The organism is Flavobacterium poyangense (assembly GCF_011751075.1).
GTDB classification, from domain to species: Bacteria; Bacteroidota; Bacteroidia; order Flavobacteriales; family Flavobacteriaceae; genus Flavobacterium; species Flavobacterium poyangense.
In genome coordinates this window covers 392,547-414,485 of the sequence record NZ_JAALLN010000001.1, presented here as the reverse complement: position 1 = coordinate 414,485, position 21,939 = coordinate 392,547, and the positions used below count along the sequence as shown (strand labels likewise).

Sequence of the window (21,939 nt, the reverse complement as noted above, 5' to 3'; positions counted from 1 at the left end):
GGAGAAACGTTTTTTTACCCTAATCCCTTCAATGTTTATAAATTTTTCCATTCGAGTTTATAAATAAAAATTGCTAAAATAACAGTTTGTAAACGACTTGTAAACATGTTAATGTGTTGTTTGTTAGTGCGTTGTTGTTAAAAAATCAATTGTTTATAATGTTTACATTTTTTTTCTATACCCGCCCTTGGTGTGTGCTAAAAATTAAAATTAGAATTCCTAACCGTTTCATCACAAGATTTATTTCGTGAGGTGTATCCTTCAGTAATTTTTAAATCATAGTGACGGGCTTGATCTCGCACTTTTATAGCAGGAACACCGCTATTGAGCAAATCCGTAATGCCTGTGTCTTTTAAAGAATAAAATTGATATATGCTTGCCACCTTGTGTTTTGTTCTAAAATTATTCCATTTACCCGTAATTTTTTTAGCTGTTAACTGCTTTGTTCCGGATGCGAAATTATCATAACCAAAAAGGTAATCCTGATTGTTGGCTTTTTCTAAATGAATGGCTAACAATTTCACTAATTGATTTGGAATGGTAACTGCTTCATCTTTCTTATTTTTGGTGTTACTACCATGCAATATTATATAGCCATCAAACAATTTAACGTCACGCACTTTTATTTTAGTCAGCTCCGTAGTTCGTATGTAGCAATAGTAAGCAAGCATACAGGCAGCGTAAAAAGCTGTATTGTTTTCTCCGTATGCTTTGAGTTTGGCTTTAACTTCTGCATTTAGTACTTGCCTAACTTTAGGTTGCTTTTTCTTCTTTAAAATCCCTTCTGTTGGATTATTTTTTAGATATCCACGTTCAACGCACCATTTAAAGAATATACCTAAAAGAATAAGGTTATTATTGTATGTAACGGCTTTAACTTCTTTAGCATAAAAGAGATAATCTAAATAGCGAACAATGATATCTTTTTTTATTTCTAAGATTAATTTCGTTTTTGGTTCTTTTTCTAACAGATAGGCATAGAATTTTTTTGTTACATTTTTATAAGATCGCAGGGTGTCGTATCTTTTTTCGTTTGCATTAAAATCTTTTTCGAGATATTCTATGTACAAATCCACGCAGTAAGATGTTGTTTTAAATTCCTTTATATCTGAGACTTCATAAAAAGGTAGCCATCCATTCTTGAGCTTTTCGTTTAGTTCAAATACTATTTTTTGGGCGTATTCTTTTCGTTCTCGCAAGTTTTTTAGTACTGGAACACGATTACGGAATCGTTCCATTTCGTTCGTTGTTGGATTTCTGGCATAATAAACAATTATCCAAGTCTTACAAGTTCTTAGTTCTGCAGGTTTGTAATCTACAAATGCAATTGCTGCATTTTTACGTGAAGGAGAGGTTTCTTTGAGATTTTGCATTTTTTTATTTAGCTCTAAAAAACAGTGTTTTTTGAACCAAATAGAGGTGTCACATTTTTGACACAGGGTTTAAAAGAAAAAACCCGCTAAGCCTAATGTTTGTAAGGGTTGCGGGTTTTTCAGCGGAGAAAGAGGTACCGCAACCAATATCTAGATCCCAGCAATTACTGGTGTTTTCAGTCCTTTGTAAGCTTAGGTACACCTATAGGTCCGTTTTTAAAAATCGGACTCTCAATAGTATAATACAAATATATAAAATTTAGGAAATATTAGCTTTTTAAAGTACCATTTTTTATAGTTATTATGGCGCACTTTTGGATTTCTCAATGAGTTTTTACTTGGTCCGATTTAATCAATTTCATTAACTCATGTTTGTGTTTTTTTCTTTTTTATAGGTTGGAATTTCTATTTTATATACTTATCTGTAGATTTTGGATACCAAGTAAGTTAAAAGTTTTGATGCTTGTTAAATTTTAAGCAGTTCATTTTGATTTTCTCTAGTAATAGATTTTCTCTCAATAAGTTTTTTCCAAATGCTCTAATTTATCACGAAGCGGTTTAAACATTTTTTGTATTTGATCAAAATAAATGGCTGCGTGGTAATTTGTTGTTTAAATCTTTAAAAAAAAGTATGTATTATAATAATAATTTAAGTAAACAGGTATAAATACGTATTAAGCGATGTCGTTTTAATTAATATATTTGAAATAGTTTGTTAAATATTTAAAATAAGGTTTCCCTTAAATAAAAAATAAATGAAAAGATAATATTTATCTTAATTAAAATAATTTTAAAAATGGCTAAGCACAGTATATTAGGTAATGGTATATTTTCTTAGAAATGGAATTACAAAAAGTCAATTACAAAAAAGAAAAAAAATAAAATATGGAAAGTAAGTTGTTACAGCCTTTTCTTCAGGCTGGACTTTTGGATTTAGGGGATAGTGATGAAAGACTGATACATATTACAAAGTCAATAGAAGATTTGCGTACTAAATTGGAAGCAAACAAAGGTTTACTTATTAATTATACTTTAGTTGCTTTAGATCCTTCGATTTCAGATACTGAACCCGTTCTAGTTGAAACTGAAGCAATAGTATCAGAACATTGGAAAGCATTGCGTTCTAAGTTTACTGAAAGGCCTATTCCCTTATTGAGAGCCGTTATATTATGTGCATTGGATGACCTTGGAAGTCAAGATGCCTTTATAGCGAGAATTATATATTTAACAGGTGCGAATTTTTATCCTTATGCAAAATTAGGCAGAGAAAAAGATATTATTGAAAAAATGCTATATGAACTTGGAAATATAGCAGAAAAGCATGCAGTTAATGAATGGTCATTAACAACGGAACTACCAGAATTAAAAATCTCCGCATTAAAAGTTAGCGGATTGAAATTCAATGAAGTTAAGATTGATAGCACTAGTTTGAAAGCGCAACTCAAAGTTGCTGCGAGTAATTCTCCTGATGGCTATCAACCTGTACATCATCCAGATCAGTGGTCAACTCACTTTGCAGAAAATGCAACTAACGCTATTGAAGATCTTTTGATGGCTACTTTTAAATCTTTTGCTGATGGCTTATCTCCAACTTCGATTGAAACCCCAATAAATAAATTCTTTACAGATTTTAAGACATCTCTTGACAAAACTTTAAAAGCTTCATTTACATCAATCCAGGCTGTAGAAAGAAGAAGTAAATTACTTTGGTGGAAAGAAACTTTATATTCTACTTCATTAGAGAACAGCTACAGAACAATTGATAAATACATTCAGCCTTTCGTGATGGCAGGTGACCTTTATCAGCAGTTACCAGCAATTGTTCCTGTTAGTGTCAATTTTTTATTGAGAGACACTATATTAATATTAGAAGATACAGCAGATGAGAAAAGACCATTCTCTGAAATCCTTAATTTTAGTAGTACTACTGAACACAAGGCTACACTAAAAGATCATTTTAGGGATGTAGATAGTATAGCTAGAAGAATTTCTTTATCAGATTATTTTGGTTTGCTTTTCGCAGGAAAAACCACAGTTGATACATTTAAGCAATATACAGGAGTTGATGAGGCAGAAATAGTATCCCTCAATGATATTGCTGTAATTGTATTGAATGATTTTATGGCACAACATTTAACTACCCTTTAGCAATGGCTGGAAATTGTAGCAAGGAAGATTGTTATCCTGAAGAAACAGGATGCAATTATGAAGGTTGTGAAGTTTTAAAAGAGTGCCTGCATTATAAAAAGAGTTCCAATACGGAAGAAATTGAAAGCACTGAGGAAATTGATTCGGAGTACTTTCTGCGTATTCCCTGGACAGGAAATACCTTTGGAATGCAGGACCTAAACTTTTTGTCCTCGACCTCCAAAGTAATCCTAATTGGCATCACAGGTGTTGCAAGTGCGGGAAAAACAACATTCCTGGCAACTTTGTATTGTCTACTAAGGAACGGCCACAAAATAGGCGATTATCAGTTTTCTGGTTCATTAACTTTAAGTGGATGGGAAAATATTGCATGGTATCTAAGCTGGAAACAAAATAATAATATTCAATTCCCTCCTCATACCAGCGGTAATTCAGGTAGGGTTCCAGGTCTGCTGCATCTTTCTTTAAGAAATAGCGCTGGAGAAAAAAAGGAGCTGGTATTTACAGATGCCCCTGGTGAATGGTTTGATAGTTGGACTATTAATCAAAATGACCCAAATGCCGAAGGAGCGACTTGGATTCATCAAAATGGAGATGCATTTCTCTTATTTTCGGATTGTGAAATGCTGGCCGGAGAAGGTCTTGGTAAAGCCCGCAGACAGATAAGGCAGGTTTCGGACAGAATAAAACAGAATCTGGGAAGTCGACCATTTGGACTGATTTGGTCGAAGTCTGACATTGAACTTGATGAAGAGACTACAGAGCAAATCTCAGGATATATTACAAATTCAGTTATAGAGAATTATTCTGAATTTAAGACAAGTGTACATGAGGGTCTAGGTGGTATCTTTTATCAAAATATACTTGAAAGTATTTCGTGGATATTAGCTACGTTATCAAAACAAGTCAATAAATTGCCTGCAGTTGATCGGCACCGCGCAGATGATATGTTCCTTTCAAAACGATAACTATGTCAGAAAATAAAAATAATATATTGATAATTGGAGGTCCAAATGTTGGTAAGACACATTTCGGGGGCCAGCTTTACGGCAGACTTCTAACTCGTGAAAGTTTTTATAAAATTGTTTCACCTCCCGAGAATTTAAGCATTTTCAAAGAAGTCCTTGAATGCCTAAATGATGGTAAAGCAGCTGACCATACAAATGTTAATTCAAATGAAACACTTGAGCTTCAAATTGAGGACAAAACGGGAAAACATATAACATTTAATTTTCCGGATTATGGAGGAGAGCAAGTCAAGGCAATAGTTAATGATAGGCGTATTACAAAAGTATGGAAAGATCAAATTGAAAAAAGTGATTCATGGATGTTGTTTATTAGATTGGACGAAATACTTCCACTTGAAGACATCATAAATCGTGGAATTCCGGATCTAGAAGTTCTTGCCAAGCGAAATGAAGAAGTGACTACTCTTAAGCTATCTGATGCAGCGTATTTTACAGAATTAATGCAAATGCTGCTTTATGCAAAAAAAACAGCTTCTCTGCAAAGGATTGCTAGTCCGAAATTGACGGTCGTTTTATCCTGTTGGGATTTGTTAGAAGCACATGTAGGCGACCGATTGCCAAGTGGACTGCTTCAAGAAAAACTACCATCTTTTTACAGTTACCTAACGCAGACCTGGATTGATGAGTATCTTGATGTAATAGGACTATCTTCAACAGAAAAAAGCTTGGATAGAAAAGAAGCGGATAGAGATTTTGTAAAAAAAGGGCCTGAAAAATTTGGATACATAGTAACACCCGAGGGGAGGAAAGAATCTGATTTAACATTATCAATTGCATCATTCATTGGACACTAAAAACTTTAATATAGGACAAGCATATTATGGGGATATTGGAAAATCCCATGGATGCATTGCATCGACTTTTAGGGATAGTGACCTAAATTCATTTTTAACTGCCTTTACTGATAGGCCAGGTGCCCTAGCTGCAGGTATGGTTATGGAGCCTTATCTATCGGGAATTAGATTTGGTAGTAAATACATTTTTACCAAGACATTTCCTGACCCTACGGCTGCACGTGGTGGGATGGTGTTTACCCATGTCCTTATTGTGGAGTTAAGCGATATAGCCTATTTAAAAGATTTTAGGGATGTACTGAAATATTTTGTTGGAGCTATTTCAAATCAAAGGGAATTAGATCTAATTACGTTTGCCCCATCAATAGATAAAACTAATGAAATACAAGAGTTTGTTCCGCTTTATATACAAAAGATTCTAAATAACATTATTGCAGATACCCAACCGGTTGTTTTTTGCGGTAGACTCTCTTCTTTTGAAGAAGCTCTTGGTGCAATCTGGCCAGGCCTGCCTTTGGAATTACGAAAGAATTTTTCTTTTACTGCCGGTTTTTCTCCATCATCATTGGACACCACAAAAACAATAATTTATTTTCAGGAAAACTTAAAACCAATTCTCAGAAACTCTGCATTTATTGACGATGAGCAATTGCAAAATGTAAAGATAGAGTCTGAAATAGAAAAATTTGTGTTTTGTAAAAATGCGGATAATTTATTTGAGGAGTTTATCAATGATTTGTCTATTCAATTGTCCGATTGGTCTACAGTGAGACTTGCAGTAAAGACATTTCAGCTTTACCAGAGAATTGATCTAGATCTATCTCAAGATGAAATTAGATTATTGGTAAGGAATGTTGCAAAATTATCACCTGAATCTTCATCAGGCCGAGTGATAAAAAATAAAATTATTAGCAAGTTTTCCGATGTGATTTCATTGGATCAAAATAGTAATATTAAAAGTTTGAGTAATTTGGTTTTGGATGGATTCTCTGAGGGTAAAAATAGTATCGGCAGTGCAATAGAAAAATTTATCAATAAGGCATTCCATAGTGAAAACGATTTTCAATGTGATTCTATGGATGAACTTCTTAAGCTTACAGATGAACACAAAAGCGAATGGTGGCGTAACGCCGTACTGAACGGCTTTTCTGCAGTTTTTAATAAAATAAAATCTGTAAGCAGCATCAATGCATGGAAAATTTTTCTTAAACCGGAAAGTTCTATGGTTAAGCTATTGTCGTTTATTGCCGCAGATAAAGATATTGAAAAGGTATTTATTGAATGTATGCCTAAGTCAATTAATAGTAAAACTGCAGAAAAAATTGCACTTAGTATTCGTGATAAAAACTGGTTTCTTTTGCATGCCCATTTACTGTTGCACTATTTAAGCGCAGCAGAAGCAACAAAGATGCAGATCGAATATGAAAGAAATGCCCACTCAACTTTATTTGAAGGTTCCAATTTGCTATTAAAGAAATTAAGTGATGCTGAGCTCCTGACTTTAGCTCTTGATGTAGCGGATGATTTGCTGATTAAAGAATATGCAGACAGGGCACTAATAAAACCAAATTTATTAAAAGAATTAGATGCAGGTCATTCTGTATGGTTGAAAATTTGGTCTGAAAGCTTAAAAACAACTAAAAATTTGGCATACGGAGTAGAAAAATTGAGTTCTATTCTGGGAAAAGTTGTCAACCTGATCAAGAAAGGAATTGCGATTCCAGATCTTATACTATTACTTTTTTCAGAAAGTAAATTCTCAGATCTATCAGGATATGAAAATCGACACAATATATGGAATAACCTTCCGGTACCTTATCTTAAAACATTTCAGAAAGCAACGGCAATTGGTTGCATGGAAAAAATTTTAGAAGGTGTATTAACTACTTATAAATTGGAAAGCGAAATATCAGCTATTATTTCTAGTGATGATTTTATTACTAATTTTTTAAGTGAAAACAGATCTAATATGAGTGCTGTTCTGGTTGCTTTTTTTAGTATAGAGGGGCTAAAAGACACACACCTTTCCGACTACATCTGTTATTATAAAGAAAATTTAACAGAACTTGAATCCTCTAAATTAGGAAGCGTTGTTTTTGAGAAGGGATTTGCAAGGTCTGCCCGCCAGATTTTCGAAAAAGCTAAACATAATAAACAATATTTGATTGCACTAAACAATTGTAAAGCTATTTTAAGTTTAAGCATTTATGAAATGTTTACAAGCGGACACTTATTTGGTTGGCAAGTATCAGAAGATGCTGTTTATTCTGAAATTTTGAAAAAGGCTGTTGCCATGTATCCTCAAGGTCCGGAACATGGTGACATATGGAAAAGAGCTGGTGGCGACATTAGTAAATTTATAAATCAAAAATCACGTGAGGAAAATTGGAAATATGGTATTTCACTATTAAGAAATGGCGGTGGCGGAGTAAATCTTTCTGCAGGATCTTTGTTGAAAATAATGTTGGAGGATTATCCTCAAAATTATGAATTGATGGAATTAAAAAAATACTTTAAATAATGGAAAAAAATAAAATACTTATAATGACGGCTTTAGGATTGGAATTTGAAGCAGTTAAAAAATACATAAGTAATGTACAAGTTGAAACGCATCCTTCAACTGGATCTATATATAATTCTGGAAAATATATTTCTGGTGATAAAGTTTTTTCGGTTTTGCTGGTTGAAACCGGTGCAGGTAATGTTCGCGCTGCCGATGAAACTGGCAGGGCTATAGAATATTTTAATCCTGATTATACTTTCTTTGTGGGTATTGCCGGAGGTATAAAAGATGTAGCTCTTGGAGATGTAGTTGCGTCCTCTAAAGTGATAGGTTTTGAAGTCGGCAAAGACGATGAGGAGTTTAAGCCGAGGTTTGATACTGTGCCTTCTTCCTATATCTTAGAGCAGCTTGCAAAACATGTAAAAAGAGAAGGTAAATGGACTGATAAACTTACTGAAGATAATAAACCAAATTCTTTTGTACTCCCAATTGCCGCAGGTGAAAAAGTGGTTTCTTCAACCCGTGCCACAACTTTCAATTACATTAAGCGCTATTGTAGCGATGCAGCAGCAGTAGATATGGAAGGAAATGGATATTTAATCGCTGCTAGACCATTTCAAGCTCATGGTATTGAAGTTCGCGGTATTTCAGATTTAATTGAAAATAAGGAAGAATCTGACGCCGCCGGGTCACAACCGGTTGCAGCTGCCAATGCTGCAGCATTTACATTCGAAATGATAGATGCTCTAAAAATTTACAACAAGCTTGAAAAAAGTACAGACTCGGAAGATTTCAAAAAGAAATTCGTTGACGAGTTGGTGAAACTCTATCCACAAGGTCCAGAGCAAGACGATATTTGGAAACGCGCTGGTGGTGATGTTTCTATTATAATTAATAGTTCAAGTCGACGATCACAATGGTATAGCGCAATTGAGAAACTTTCTCTTGGAGGAGGTGGAAAAAATATTTCCTCTGCTTCTTTGATAAATGAAATTAAAAGTGATTATCCTCAGCTTATTACGGATCTTTTTTAGCCGTTTAAATTGAAATTGCACACAGCAGATATTATGAATGCTGTTTGCAATTTGATTCATACAATGTTATTAATTTTTTAAATTATTATAGTCAATTTTATTCGCGTTGAGAATTAGTATGAAAAGCTTTTGCATATCCAAGCAAAAAGTGGATGGAATTTGTTTAGGCAGGTATAGTGAAGTCAAGTTTAAAAAAGTCTTTTAATGACCATGCCGTTATTTGTTTTTCACTAAGTAGTCTGTAAAAGTAAATTCCATTTCTTGATGTAAAAAAATTAGTAATGCAAAAGTAAAACTCGAAAATATGACTTATTAGGGCATTATTATAAAATACCTATTAATAGGTATTTTGATATCATTTATAAGGTGTTAAATTGCCTGTTAGTAATAATATCTATCTTGAAGATTTAAATGTTATAATTTAACTTTATATATATGTCATCACGTCGCCATTTCATTAAAAACTCTAGTATTGTTTTGGGAAGTGTAGCCTTCTTACCCGATATAATGCTTTTCAATTTAAAAAACTTTTCGGAGGATACGATTAAAAATCAGTCCAAAGATAAAGTCTTTGACATAATGTTTGGCGACCCTATATTGATAGTGCATGGAGAAAATGATATTCTAATTCAGGCCTATAGTTACACGGTTAAGAATGGATTTTTGAAAAATTTCAAAAAGAACATCCATATTCTGTGTCACGAATTAATAATTGAAGATGATATAGAAGTCCTTGATGGACGTAACATTTCTATTTTCTGCTATAGTATAAAAGCAGTTAGGGATACCATCATAGTATCACGTGGTAAAAGTGGTGAAAATGTAGCTAAAGCTCCTAATGCACAACAAATTGGTCAGCATGGTGAAGCTGGAAACAATGAAATTGATACTACAAGAAAAGTTTTTGTTGATGGTGGAGACGCCGGTAAGGTTAGTTTAACTTATTCGGTTGCAACATCTGCTAATAAGATAAAACTATATTCACTAGGAGGAGATGGTGGTAAGGGTGAAGATGGAGGAGATGGTTATACTGGAGCTGTCGGTGTTGTAGGAGCAAATGCCAAAACTGATGGTCAGCCTCAAGCAGGAGGCGTAGGTCAAAAAGGAGGAAATGGAGGAAATGGTGCAAGTGGTGGTGCCGGTGGAAAAGGGAATGACATTAATATTACTCGCTATTACTTAGACTATGTTGAACAAGATCCAATAATTCATGACTTTGTTGAAATTTTATCAATAGGGGGAAAAGGTGGAGCTGGTGGAAAAGGTGGCATAGGCGGAACCGGAGGAGCAGGCGGAGCCGGAGGTAAATATGGGTCATGGAGAGGTTCAGGAGGAGGGCCTCATGGTTCTGGCTCAGAAAGCTGGAGGCTCTCGAACAACAGAGCTCAATCGGGGGCTCAGGGGAGTATTGGAGATACTGGAGGCAACGGTGCGGAAGGTGTAGCAGGTATTACAGGTAGCGTAAGTCAAAGTTTTGCTGTTATAAAAGAAATATCAAACCAGCTTACTACCAGCTATACAAAATTATTATTATTGAAAGCCGAAAGCTTTTATTTAAATTCTGATTTAGCCAAGGCGGTTGAACTTTTTAATGTAGTAAGCAGGGTGAATACATCTTTACTAGACAATCCTGTTAACAGACTGTATTTTTCGCTTTGCAATTTTACTTTTGCCGACATTACAGAATCAGATGTTATTGTAAATCGGGCAAAGGTATATCAGTCACAAATCAATCTCGGATTGAATTTCTGGGCTAGGTCCGCTAATTATGTTCCCAGACTAAGGAAGGATTATTTAAAACGCGAAATAAATCAGCTAATTACATTAGCAGTCAGTTTTGAAAGCACAGTATTCAAATTTTACAATCAGCAAACGTTGGCTGACGCAGAAGTGCAATCCATCCAGCAATCTCAAAGTTCGATAATGCAAGGTCTAAGCATCTTAAAAACGAATTACCAGAACAAATATAATTACACATTTTATGCACTTCAGGATGAGATAAAAGGATTGAATCTTGATATAGACAAAAGGGTTATACAGCTTGAAAGAGCTGAAAAAAGATTCAAGGATGCTCTAAAGGAAAGGAATAAAAAAAAATGCGGATTTAAAGAGGTTATAAGCTGTGCCCAGATCATTGTTTCAGTGGGTGTTGCCGTTTCAAGTTTTGGGGCGGGAATTGGCGCTACTGTAGGAGCCATACAAACTTACAATAAGCTTAGCGAGACTGCTGACACACTAAAAGAACAGTGGGGAGTTGTTAAGGAAGTGGGTAAGATTGCCAAGGAAGCAAGTACAAGTTTTGGCAATGCAGCTAATGCATTAGAACGGGTGGAAGACAAGATAGGTGACTTTTTTGCCAAAGCCAAAAATGATGCTTCCCTGACAACTTCTCTTATAGAAATGGAATATGAAGACTTTGAAAAAACTATTAACAAATATATTGATATGCCTGAAGCAAGAGCCTATAAAGCAGAAATGCGTCAGTATATAAACGTTATTAATAACAGGAATAAAAAACGTTTAGAGTATAGTAGTAGTATCCATGAATTAGACAAATTAAAAAGCGACATAACGCTAGTAGAAATAGATTTGCAGAAACTTTCGGATCCCCTTATAGTAAACGCCGCCAAACAGGCACCCGGAGAATTGCAGTTGCTTATGGTCAACCAATACTATAGCGTTAAAAAACAAATAATAAACCTATTGTACCTGTTTACGAGATCAATGGAGTTTTATAGCCTTAAACATAACGAAATGCAATATTTTGATGCATCTATAGCAACCCTTCAAAGTAATTTGATAAATTCTACTATAGATGATATAGAAAATGAAAATGCCCTTAGCAATGGTCTCAACCCTTATCTGAATAAGGAGGTTATAATTGATATTAAAAGGTATCCTTTAATGTTTACCGATTTTATTAAAGGCGATGAAACAGGACATGTTCTAAACTTTTCATTATTGCCTGAAGATGATCTTAAAGGGGATTTTGCCGAAATCAGGATTCGTAATGTGAGAGTTTACCTGGATGGAATACGAAATAAAGGAAATGCTGTTTCCATGAAATTGGAACACTTAGGAAATTCCTTAATAATTTCCCGTAGGGGGAAAAAACATGATTTTTGTCATGATAAAGTCCCCATTTTACTTGATTATAAATATGATGAACACCAAGATGACCAGTATGACCTTGAAAGTTACAGAAATAATATTACTGGTACTTTTGAAGATTCCAATAAAAAATACACACTCGTGAGCCCATTCGCAAATTGGCGATTGTCTATTAATAAGGATGTAAATCCTCAAGTAGATTTAAGACGGGTTAGAAAAGTCAAACTAATATTTGATTTTTATGCTACTGCAAGTGAAGTTTGATAACTTTTTATGACATCTTCATTAGCGTTCCATAATCTGATGGAAAAGCTAAATCGACTTGTACACTCAATCAAAAAAGCAAAAAATCATTAAATCGTAAGATTTAATGATTTTTATATTTAATGCGGAACAGAAAGAGTTACTCTCTTTTTTATCCTCGTTTCAATAAATTCAATACTTTGTAAAGTCATATTTTTCGGGGTACCAATCAGTACAGAAACTTAAAAAGTATAGTTTTTACAAACAGAATACTTATATTAGAACAATTTGAAAATCTCTTTTTGTTTTGAGCCAATTACTTCAACACAATTTGCTCCTTCTCTTTGATATAATTTTTCATCAAAATATACTGGTTCTGAACCTGTAGTGACTTTAATCATCAAAATTGTTTGACCATGGTAAGTTATTGGTGTTAAATCCTTGGTAATTCTTATTTTCAGCCCCACTTCCAAATTTGAAGCACTTATTCTGCTTGTTATATAACTAATATATTGGTCAAGAGAAACACCTTTTAAAAGAGCTTCTCTTTCTAGTCCAACTACCCCAAAATCATGATATCTTGGGAGGTTTTTTAATCTATCAATTTTTTCAACTTGTAAGGTATCTGCTTCTTTGTCTGTTACTCCTATAAATAAATAGCCCGTTCTGTCTTTACCTAAATTTGCTAATGCAGAAATATTACAAAGTATTTTGTTGAAACTTTTTTCGTCAAATTCTCTTTTAGTTGGATTAAGAGTATAGAAACCTTGCTTAAAGTCATAAACTGCTGATTCAGACTTAGATTTCATTATATATGCTTGAAAATCGATTATATAAGATGTAGTACTTCTAAATGTAGTACTAGTTTTCTTGAATGAATCTTGAATTAGTCCTTTACAAATATTAATATTATTTCCTCTGTCTTCAGTAGTTGTGTAATTTCTTGATTTAACTAATTTAGAATGTAAATTTTTTAGAGAAGATTTAATTTTTTTGTGATCAAAAGGAGCTTTATTTTCTTTAATCATTAAATCATAAAATGCAAGAAACAAAGTATAAAATGCCTCCTTCACAGGATTCCCACCAGCATTTGGGTTTAGTACACTTTTTAGTTTTTCGCCATCAAAATGAAAATCAACCATGTTAACTATTTCAGAAAAGACTATAAGTAATTCTTCCCTAACATTTTTCTCGCCAAGTGTATTTATTTTTATATCTATGTCTTTTGATTTATCAATGTTTCCACTTCCGTAATAATTATCAAAAGCCACTCTACTTGCAGGAAAGGGAGTGCCTAACGAAGTTGATAAGATTATGTCCGCAATTACCTGTTCATCTTCACTCTCTTTTAAATCTGAAACATTTAAAACGCCTTGCCTACACCAAAATGTTTCTTCTGCATTTATTCCATATTCATGTTTTGATAATTTTGAATCAATACTTATTTCTGGCATGTCTTGAAGCAAAAGTATTTCTCGAGAAGCATCTCCTCGAATCTCAGAAGCTATTTCTCTAACCAGCAATGAAAATTTAGATACATTTCCAGCTTGTCTTACTTCTTGTGGTGAGAGCTTTCGTCCAGTAGAGTTTATTCTTCTGAATGTTTCATTTATTTCTTCTGTACTACCTGTTTTAAAAATTGTGACAGGAAAAGGATATTGTATGAAAGATGAAACTTGTTCTTGACTTAAAGTATGAACATTACTTTTTGGAAAAACAATACCTTTATTTACTTGTGATTGCGCGAAAGTAAAGTCAGGAATGTTAAAATATTTATCAGTTCCATCAATATATACAGGAAAATGATTTTCAATAAAACCAAAAATTGAATTTAACCTTTGCATACCATCAATTATTTCGTACCTATCAGTTTGTGTAGCAAGTAGAATTAATGGTATTGGATATTGTAAAATTATAGATTCTACTAAATTTTTTTTTTCTTGCTGACTCCAAACGAGTTTTCTTTGGTAGCGCCTATTAATGTATAGTTTATTATTCCTATACAATTCATAAGCCTCCATTATTGTCATTCCTCTAGGTGATTCAATCATAAATTATCAATTTAAATTTGCTAATTTAGTTATTTTATTATTGGGTTTGTTAATATTTATCTAATCTTGACGATAGTATTATTTGATAAATTGGTAATTGATGTAAGTTTTCTAATTGAATGGTTTTTGTCTTTAATCAGGTCTAAATATGATTGATTATATTTTGATAAAAATTGTTGAGGTGTTTTTGATAATGTTTAAGTCTACTCGGAGAATATTTTTATTATCATGATAATTTCAACATATCCCTTTCTAAATCAAAATCATTCATATAGGGATGGTCAAGACCCCAACGCTAAACAAAAATTAAAGATGATGTATGTTGGTTTTTCAAGACCTACACATTTACTATGCTTTGTAGCGCTTAAAGAAAATGTAAAAGAACATTTAGATATATTATGCCACACAAAAGGTGGACTTTGGGAAATAGATAAAGAGCTCATTTACGAAACACTCAATTAAGAATACTTACTGCGAAAGATTTATCTTAGCAGACCTATAGCTCCAGTATTTATATCAAAGGAGTCAATTATGACAATTTTATTTTTTTTAAAATATTCTTCTCTGATTTTAAGCAAATTTTGAATTATAAGATATCTGTAGTTTTCATTTTGTATTTGTATATAAGATGCAAATTGATAGAATGTGCTTATTGTGATAAAGAGAGGTAAGGCTTGCGGATCATGATTTTGTGAGATGTTACTAAAAGCATTGGATAAAACTCTTCCGTCATTGTAAAAAATGCACATTTTTAATAGCGTGTCAAAATTTGGCAGTTGTTCGCTTAGAGCAGAATTATCGATTAATTCAGGATGATCTAATACTGTTTTTTCTGCCGTATCAAGCTGTTTTACTGCTTTGCTTATGGCTTTGTTAAACATCGTCTGCTTGGTACTTACAGTATATTTTGACTCTATAAGAACTAATGTTTTTTCATATATTATAACGAAATCTGTAAATTCTTCTCCAGTTGATTTTTTTACAGAATGAAATAATTCTTTGTTAGGCTCATAATACTGAGAAAGTATATTCCTTAAAGAAAATTCTTGATGATATCCGTGTTTTCCATCTTTTGTATATTCATCAAATTTAAAATATGGCTTGTTATCAATAAGGTTATTATCCCATATTTGATTTTTAAAAGAATCAATGTACATGGGATTATTATCAGTCCTGAAGCTACTGTCCGACAATACTATCTCAAATACCTGTTCTTTGTTGTTGAGCCATTCTTTAAAGAGATTGATTGAATTTTCTTTGCTGATTTTTGAGTTTATAATTTGATAATGTGTTTCGTTCATCACTACCAATTTGAAACTTTCTGCTTTGATTAGGTCAATTACAACTTCCTCAAAATTTTTGTATTCATTATCTTGCCTACTAAATTTCATACCCTTGAAAAAGAAAGGCATTTCAGGATGGTCAAGAATGTATAAGGTAATCAGTTTTTCATTTTTAATTAAGTACAAAGTGATAGGGATGCCTTTAACAATAGATGAGACTTCACCTGGAAGTACTTTAAGCGTAAGAACAACATTTTTTTCTTTATCATAACTCAGATAAAATCCCTGAGGGAGACCCTGTATTTTTTCTAAAGTTATTTTGTCGTAATCGTATAACATTTATTGAATCAGTTTTTAAAAATCTGTTAATTAAATATAAAAATTTTATAGTCATGTCTTCTGTTTTGACATGATTTACAGTGAAATTCAGATAAGTTATAGAGACTAAGAAGATGATTCTATTTCATATTGATGCTAAGTTCCAAAACTTCGTCCCGAAATTGTTTACGTAAATTGGTTAAGTTTAAAATTTCCTTATATTGTTCAAAAGTATAGCAGTCGGAATATCGGATTTTAAAATCTAATGACGAGGTATGATGAAGTATTATTTCAATGCTTTCATTTGGTGATAAACGTCTAAATAAATAGTAACATAGTTTATAACTTTTTCCATCTGTTTTTTTTGTTGAAGCTTGAGCAGCAATAAAGTCATAGTTAAATTTTAGGTTGCGTTCCTCATCCGCTTGTAGATAACCTTCATCACTTAGCATATCAAAATCAAATTCGCCAATTAAAACCGATTGGTCGCATGAATGTTTTTTCTTTAGTAATTGGCTTAGTTCATTTATGTGATCCGATATTATGATACCATGATAAATTTCATTTTCAAGCTCCTCTAATTTAGAATAGTTGGAAAAATACAGCACGTAAAGATAAACTAACTGATTAGTAGTTAAAGATTCCTTGTCGAGATTTTCTAAAAGGTAATAGTAGGTCCAAAAATTCGGGATAAGGTTATGTAAACTCCACTTACTTATAGTTTCATCCAAAAGATTAATAAACTTGTCTTTTATAAAATATTTTAAAACTAAGTCATCGTGCTGAGCAAGAACTTTGATTAATGATTTTCCTTCTATTACATGAATTTTATAAAATCGGTCTTTCTTAATTTTTTCAACCCATTCTCTCGCATTATTGGTTAGATATGAGGAAATAAAAAATACAAGATGTTGAGGCTTTTCTGCATCAGCCCATGCTATTTTTGAATATAATTCAGTAGGAGGAACTCCTTTTTCATATCTCTTACATTCAAAAAAGAACTTTTCGTTAAATGTATCAAGCAGTCTATTTGAAATGGAAAAATCTGCTTCTATATCTCTACCATTATCGGCTCCACCCTGTCGCCATGCTACGGATGTAAAGCCATTTTTAATTATAAGTTCAAAACATAATTCTTCAAACTGATCAGGGGTTAATTGATTAAAATCGATATGTTTTTCTATGGGCATAAATTGAATTTGGTGTATTGTTATAACGAGTAAATGAGGATTTGGGGTAAAAAAAAGTAGCTTTGATTCTTTGTTTTTAGTTTATTAATAATACTATTATAATTTTCTAATATTTTTTCTGCGCCCTAATTCCCGTGGGTACAAGTATATTTTTTGATTATAAAAAAATATTTATAAAGATAATAATAATCTAGTGTGCTTTGCTTTGACCAGTTTTCAATTAATTTTTTTATGAAAAATGTCTTTCGGTTCCCAATTGCCTTTAAGCAGTATAACAAAATTTGCATTTTAGGATATAATTTAATGATCCAGATAATCTACTATACTTTTGTTATTTATGATTTTTGATTGAGCGTATGCTAATGGATATAAAAACAAAAATTAGGGAAAAGTTAAGATTTTTATTTTGTCTTGTCTCTGGTTCTTGAATTAATAATTTTCAGTAAGCTTCATCACCTTGCCAGGATATTTGTCCGCATATGCATAAATCAACTGCATAATATATTGATTACTGCTATATGGTGTCATATATTCTTTTATCTCATGAGCTTGAGTAAACCCAATATCCGATGAGATGTAGCCCATACCATAGAAATGACCATTCTCAACCCAAATGCAGCTACGCTCGTCGTGAGAACGACCTTTATCAATGATCGCAAAGCTTGGTTTACCTGATATGAGAAAATCTATAGCTTTGTCAATTGATTCATTATGCAAAGAAACATCAGGTAAAGAACTCATATCTTTTTCGATTATAAACTCGCACTTATCAGATGTTGTATAATGGCAAAACCTATGGTCAATTCCAAAATCCTTAGCCAGAGAGAGCAATAAGTTGATGCCATCATATTGAGAATAAAAAAGCTCTATTGAAGCTTGTCCTTTAGCCAGTTTTCCTATGGCAAGATATTGATATCCGTTTCGGGCTTCGTAATGGTATAAGCCAAACTTAGGCTCAAACCTTTTTAAAGCTTTATTATATATTGGCCATAACTTTTTAATCTCACAGCATTCTAGTAGTAGTGCAATAAATTCCGTAGCACAGATCTCATACGATATGGAGAAGATATCACGCATAAAATGCTGTCTTTGCGGGGTAATTTTGTGTCCGCTAAAATGCTGTGCAATACGTTTCTTGATATTTTTGGCTTTGCCTATATAAATCACTTTTCCCAACCGGTTATAAAAATAGTATACACCGGGTTTCTCCGGTAACGTTTCAAAGTCAGAAGGAGGAAGGTTAGGAGGCAGATTCTGATCATGGGAATTACGCTTTATCATTTTCACAATCTCACCATCGGTATCCCATAATAATAGACGTGATAGTAATATAGCTGTAGCATCAGCATCTCCACCAGCGCGGTGTGCCTGAAGTAAGGGAATATCGAGAGCACGGCAAAGATTACCCAAGCTATAAGAAGAAAGACTAGGTTTTATTTTTCTAGCAGCACGCACTGTGCATAGTTTTCTGGTAGTCCATTTGAATCCTGACAGCTCCAATTCATTTTTGATAAATGAGTGATCAAAATTTACGTTATGCGCTACAAAAATTCGATCGGTAAGCATTTCCAGAACTTTTTCGGATATATCATCGAAGATAGGAGCTGAGGCAACCATCTCGTTATTTATTCCGGTCAGAGCAAAGATAGGCAGTGGTATCTCTTTTTGAGGATTGACAAGAGTTTCCCAACGGTCAATTATATTTATTCCGTCATGGATAATAATGCAAATTTCCGTAATGCGGCTACCGGAAGCATTACCCCCTGTGGTCTCTATATCTACGACGGCATATTCTGTCTTTTTCATCCTGTTTTCATTTTATGTCTGGGAAGTCCAATCTCCTGTTCTTGTGGATAAGGTGCCCGATGAGTCATGGAAACATCCTCTCGCAACTTCTGCTGGGTTCTGGTGCTTTCCTCATCAGTTTCTCTATAACGGGGATCAGATATAAAAGGCATTTTTTCCATTTTAGAAATAGTAATGGTAGGGAAGTGATAGTCTACTTCCACTGTACCTAAAAGAAGGTAACAACCACCTCCTTTAAAAGGATATTGTTTTAGGCTACCTGTAAAGTGTGCCGTATCGAAAAATTCTCCTTTTGCATCAATCCAGGTTCCAAAATACATAGCTCCCATTTTGGTAGGTACATGTTTTCTAGAAACAAGGTAGGCCAGCATTTTGACCTGTTTTTTATGATACTTAATCAAATCGCATGCCATCACGGAACCCCGGTAGCTGGTTTTCAAAAGATTAAAAGGAGTTACAGAGACAGGAAATCCTAAAAGTTCAATTTCATCGAAGGCGTCTTCAAAAGGAGAACGTTTAAGTTCTGGAAGCTTGTATTGTCTTACAGGTTCGGGAAGCAGCATAGGTTGACGATGCTCGGGTTTAAAATGCATCATGATCCTTCTGGCAGTTACTAAAAGCTCATTCTTGGCTTTTCCTGTTGAACGGAAGGCTCCAATGTATATTAGCAACTGAACTCCTTCAATTCCTATAGGCACCCGTTTGATAAAGTCCTCTAATGAAATGTATTCTCCATGTGCTCTGCGTTCTTCTATAATGTGTTGTGCAATTTCACTTTGTAACCCTTGAAGATGCATAAGTCCCAAATAGACATTTTTTCCGTAAAGAGTTGCTTCTACTTCACTCTTGTTAATACATGGGTTATGAATGACTGCCCCGGACATGCGAGCCTCATGTACATAAACTTCCGTTCTATAAAACCCTCCCTGATTGTTGATTACAGCTACCATAAACTCAATAGGATAGTGTACTTTTAAATACAGACTCTGATAACTTTCTACAGCATAGGAAGCAGAATGTGCTTTACAAAAAGAGTAGCCTGCAAAAGACTCTATCTGACGATATATCTCAGCGCTCAATTGTTCAGGATGGCCTTTGGAAGCACAGGAAGCAAAGAAATTGTCTTTTACTTTCTGCAGGGCAGTAAGTGATCGTCCTTTACCACTCATAGCTCTTCGGAGAATATCACCGTCTGCAGCTTCAACACCACCATAATGTAAAGCAATCTTAATTACATCTTCCTGATAGACCATAATACCATAGGTTTCGCCTAATTGTTCTTCAAACACGGGATGGAAGTACTCGAACTTATCGGGATGATTGTGTCTGAAAATATATTCTTTCATCATACCACTCTGAGCAACCCCGGGACGGATAATAGAAGAGGCAGCGACCAATACTTTATAGTTGTCGCATTTCAAACGGCGAAGAAGTCCACGCATAGCCGGACTTTCTATATAAAAACAACCAATGGTTTTTCCACTTTGAAGAAACTCATTGCAGGAAGCTTCATCTTTTGACAGAGCAGTGTCCCTGATATCGACAGTGATACCCTGGTTTTTTTTGATCAGTTTTACAGATTCATCGATATGTCCGATTCCTCTTTGCGAAAGGATATCAAATTTGTCAAACCCAATTTCTTCAGCAACATGCATATCAAACTGCACTATAGGAAAACCTTTAGGAGGCATCTCCAATGCTGTGAAATCAGTAATAGGATCTTCAGAGATCAGAATACCACAGGAATGCATTGAACGTTGATTAGGATATTTTTCCATCATCATACCGTATTTATGCACCAGCTGTATAACTTTATTTTGATCATGCTGATCGATAGCTGTTCCGGACAAGGCATCAAGTTCTTCTTTGGGTAACCCGAAGACCTTTCCAACTTCTCTAAAAATAGATTTGTATTTGAATTCTACATTAGTTCCACAAAAGGCTACATGATCCGCGCCATATCTCTTGAAAATATAATCCAGTATCACGTCACGTTCTTTCCAGGACCAGTCAATATCAAAATCAGGTGGAGTCTTACGATTAAGGTTTAGAAAGCGCTCAAAGTAAAGATCCAGTTCCAAAGGGCAAATATCGGTAATTCCAAGACAATAGGCAATGATGCTGTTAGCACCGCTGCCACGTCCGATGTGTAAAAACCCCATAGAATTACTGTAACGTATAATATCCCAGGTTATTAAGAAATATCCGCTGAAACCCAGTTCATCAATAACTCTAAGCTCTTTTTTTACACGCTCACTAGCTGCAAGGTTATCAGTGCCATAACGTCGTACGAGTCCCTGTTGTGCCAGACTAGTGAGAAGTTCCAGATCGGTTTGCCTGTTTTCCGTATAATGCTTTTTATTGCGGGGTACTCCAAATTCATATTCAAATGAGCATTGCTTTAGTATTGAAAAACTGTTTTCTAATATCTGAGGATATTGGCTGTAGCGTATTGTGATTTCTTCCGGAGATATCATCATTTCATCAGCTTTACCGTAATCATCGGCAGTGAGCTTGGTTCCAAGCGTATTGAGGTCAATAGCGCGGAGCACGCGGTGTAGACTATACTCAGTTTTGCTGCTGAAGGTAACCGGATGCAGTACAACCATTCTGTTAATTTTGTTCTTCCATTGCGGACGAATTAAAAGCGAAAGGTTTTCTGTTCTAATTCCTATGTATTCAAAATCTTTTAGCGTATCGGGCAGGTTTTCTATCGGATAGATGACAATTACATCCTTGAAATCCGGTGCAGTACTCGGCACTGGCAGGCCTTCTAGATTGAATTTGGTTCTGTGGCGGTTTATCTGCCCGATACCTTGGCGACTTTTGGCCAGTGCTATATACAACAACTTATGATCCTCTCGAAATTCCATCCCAACAATCGGTTTGATACCAGCTTCCTTACAGATTTTGTAGAATTCATAAATACCAGTGACTGTATTGATATCTGTCAAAGCCATAGCAGTTATGCCCGAAGTTTTTGCCTGAAGGATCAAATCGGTAATCGAAATAGTTCCGTAACGCAGACTGTGGAAAGAGTGGCAGTTAAAGTACATA

General features: G+C 34.1%; 13 protein-coding genes. 7 read left to right on the top strand and 6 right to left on the bottom strand.

Annotated features, from left to right (window positions below; translation table 11 throughout):
* Window positions 1-197: 197 nt before the first annotated feature.
* Window positions 198-1,373, bottom strand: a complete 1,176-nt coding sequence (locus G3A47_RS01645; RefSeq protein WP_166919794.1) for a tyrosine-type recombinase/integrase — start codon at window positions 1,371-1,373, stop codon at window positions 198-200.
* A gap of 885 nt (window positions 1,374-2,258) precedes the next feature.
* Here G3A47_RS01645 and G3A47_RS01640 point away from each other — a divergent pair.
* The 6 genes from G3A47_RS01640 to G3A47_RS01615 all read left to right on the top strand — a co-directional run bounded on the left by G3A47_RS01640 (window position 2,259) and on the right by G3A47_RS01615 (window position 12,255).
* Window positions 2,259-3,521 carry a GTPase-associated system all-helical protein GASH gene (locus G3A47_RS01640; protein ID WP_166919792.1) on the top strand — a complete coding sequence of 421 codons (1,263 nt, stop codon included), beginning with the start codon at window positions 2,259-2,261 and terminating at the stop codon, window positions 3,519-3,521.
* Window positions 3,522-3,523: 2 nt separating this feature from the next.
* Complete coding sequence (locus G3A47_RS01635; protein ID WP_166919790.1) at window positions 3,524-4,489, top strand: TRAFAC clade GTPase domain-containing protein; 966 nt, start codon at window positions 3,524-3,526, stop codon at window positions 4,487-4,489.
* A 2-nt stretch (window positions 4,490-4,491) separates the two neighbouring features.
* A complete protein-coding gene (locus tag G3A47_RS01630; protein ID WP_166919788.1) occupies window positions 4,492-5,343 on the top strand; it encodes a TRAFAC clade GTPase domain-containing protein in 852 nt (283 codons plus the stop codon).
* Window positions 5,333-7,864, top strand: a complete 2,532-nt coding sequence (locus G3A47_RS01625) for a GAP1-N1 domain-containing protein (protein WP_166919786.1) — start codon at window positions 5,333-5,335, stop codon at window positions 7,862-7,864. The genes G3A47_RS01630 and G3A47_RS01625 overlap by 11 nt, the downstream gene beginning before the upstream one ends.
* A complete protein-coding gene (locus G3A47_RS01620) occupies window positions 7,864-8,880 on the top strand; it encodes a 5'-methylthioadenosine/S-adenosylhomocysteine nucleosidase family protein (protein WP_166919784.1) in 1,017 nt (338 codons plus the stop codon). Before G3A47_RS01625 ends, G3A47_RS01620 begins: the two co-directional genes overlap by 1 nt.
* A gap of 435 nt (window positions 8,881-9,315) precedes the next feature.
* Complete coding sequence (locus G3A47_RS01615; RefSeq protein WP_166919782.1) at window positions 9,316-12,255, top strand: hypothetical protein; 2,940 nt, start codon at window positions 9,316-9,318, stop codon at window positions 12,253-12,255.
* 257 nt (window positions 12,256-12,512) lie between these two features.
* Here G3A47_RS01615 and G3A47_RS01610 read toward each other — a convergent pair whose 3' ends face one another.
* Window positions 12,513-14,285 (bottom strand): GmrSD restriction endonuclease domain-containing protein, encoded by a 1,773-nt coding sequence (locus G3A47_RS01610; RefSeq protein ID WP_166919780.1) that lies wholly within the window; start codon window positions 14,283-14,285, stop codon window positions 12,513-12,515.
* Window positions 14,286-14,513: 228 nt separating this feature from the next.
* Between G3A47_RS01610 and G3A47_RS01605 the strand changes: the two genes are divergently transcribed.
* Window positions 14,514-14,747, top strand: coding sequence for a hypothetical protein (locus tag G3A47_RS01605; RefSeq protein WP_166919778.1), 234 nt, complete (start codon window positions 14,514-14,516; stop codon window positions 14,745-14,747).
* A 20-nt stretch (window positions 14,748-14,767) separates the two neighbouring features.
* On the opposite strand, the gene G3A47_RS01600 is transcribed toward G3A47_RS01605, so the two are convergent.
* From G3A47_RS01600 to G3A47_RS01585, 4 genes are all read right to left on the bottom strand, one after another.
* The gene (locus tag G3A47_RS01600; RefSeq protein ID WP_166919776.1) at window positions 14,768-15,907 is read right to left on the bottom strand and encodes a hypothetical protein; all 1,140 of its coding nucleotides are present in this window, start codon (window positions 15,905-15,907) and stop codon (window positions 14,768-14,770) included.
* 119 nt (window positions 15,908-16,026) lie between these two features.
* On the bottom strand, window positions 16,027-17,076 hold the full coding sequence (locus tag G3A47_RS01595) for a restriction endonuclease (RefSeq protein ID WP_166919774.1): 1,050 nt from the start codon (window positions 17,074-17,076) through the stop codon (window positions 16,027-16,029).
* 429 nt (window positions 17,077-17,505) lie between these two features.
* A complete protein-coding gene (locus G3A47_RS01590) occupies window positions 17,506-18,882 on the bottom strand; it encodes an exonuclease domain-containing protein (RefSeq protein ID WP_166919772.1) in 1,377 nt (458 codons plus the stop codon).
* Entirely contained in the window at window positions 18,879-21,938 is a 3,060-nt protein-coding gene (locus G3A47_RS01585; RefSeq protein ID WP_166919770.1) for a DNA polymerase III subunit alpha, read from the bottom strand. The genes G3A47_RS01590 and G3A47_RS01585 overlap by 4 nt, the downstream gene beginning before the upstream one ends.
* Window position 21,939: the final 1 nt, after the last annotated feature.

Coding starts and splice junctions, on each gene's coding strand:
- G3A47_RS01595 (WP_166919774.1), bottom strand. CDS start 17,076: ATGCCCATAGAAAAACATATCGATTTTAATCAATTAACCCCTGATCAG.
- G3A47_RS01630 (WP_166919788.1), top strand. CDS start 4,492: ATGTCAGAAAATAAAAATAATATATTGATAATTGGAGGTCCAAATGTT.
- G3A47_RS01590 (WP_166919772.1), bottom strand. CDS start 18,882: ATGAAAAAGACAGAATATGCCGTCGTAGATATAGAGACCACAGGGGGT.
- G3A47_RS01640 (WP_166919792.1), top strand. CDS start 2,259: ATGGAAAGTAAGTTGTTACAGCCTTTTCTTCAGGCTGGACTTTTGGAT.
- G3A47_RS01645 (WP_166919794.1), bottom strand. CDS start 1,373: ATGCAAAATCTCAAAGAAACCTCTCCTTCACGTAAAAATGCAGCAATT.
- G3A47_RS01615 (WP_166919782.1), top strand. CDS start 9,316: ATGTCATCACGTCGCCATTTCATTAAAAACTCTAGTATTGTTTTGGGA.
- G3A47_RS01585 (WP_166919770.1), bottom strand. CDS start 21,938: ATGTACTTTAACTGCCACTCTTTCCACAGTCTGCGTTACGGAACTATT.
- G3A47_RS01635 (WP_166919790.1), top strand. CDS start 3,524: ATGGCTGGAAATTGTAGCAAGGAAGATTGTTATCCTGAAGAAACAGGA.
- G3A47_RS01620 (WP_166919784.1), top strand. CDS start 7,864: ATGGAAAAAAATAAAATACTTATAATGACGGCTTTAGGATTGGAATTT.
- G3A47_RS01610 (WP_166919780.1), bottom strand. CDS start 14,285: ATGATTGAATCACCTAGAGGAATGACAATAATGGAGGCTTATGAATTG.
- G3A47_RS01605 (WP_166919778.1), top strand. CDS start 14,514: ATGATAATTTCAACATATCCCTTTCTAAATCAAAATCATTCATATAGG.
- G3A47_RS01600 (WP_166919776.1), bottom strand. CDS start 15,907: ATGTTATACGATTACGACAAAATAACTTTAGAAAAAATACAGGGTCTC.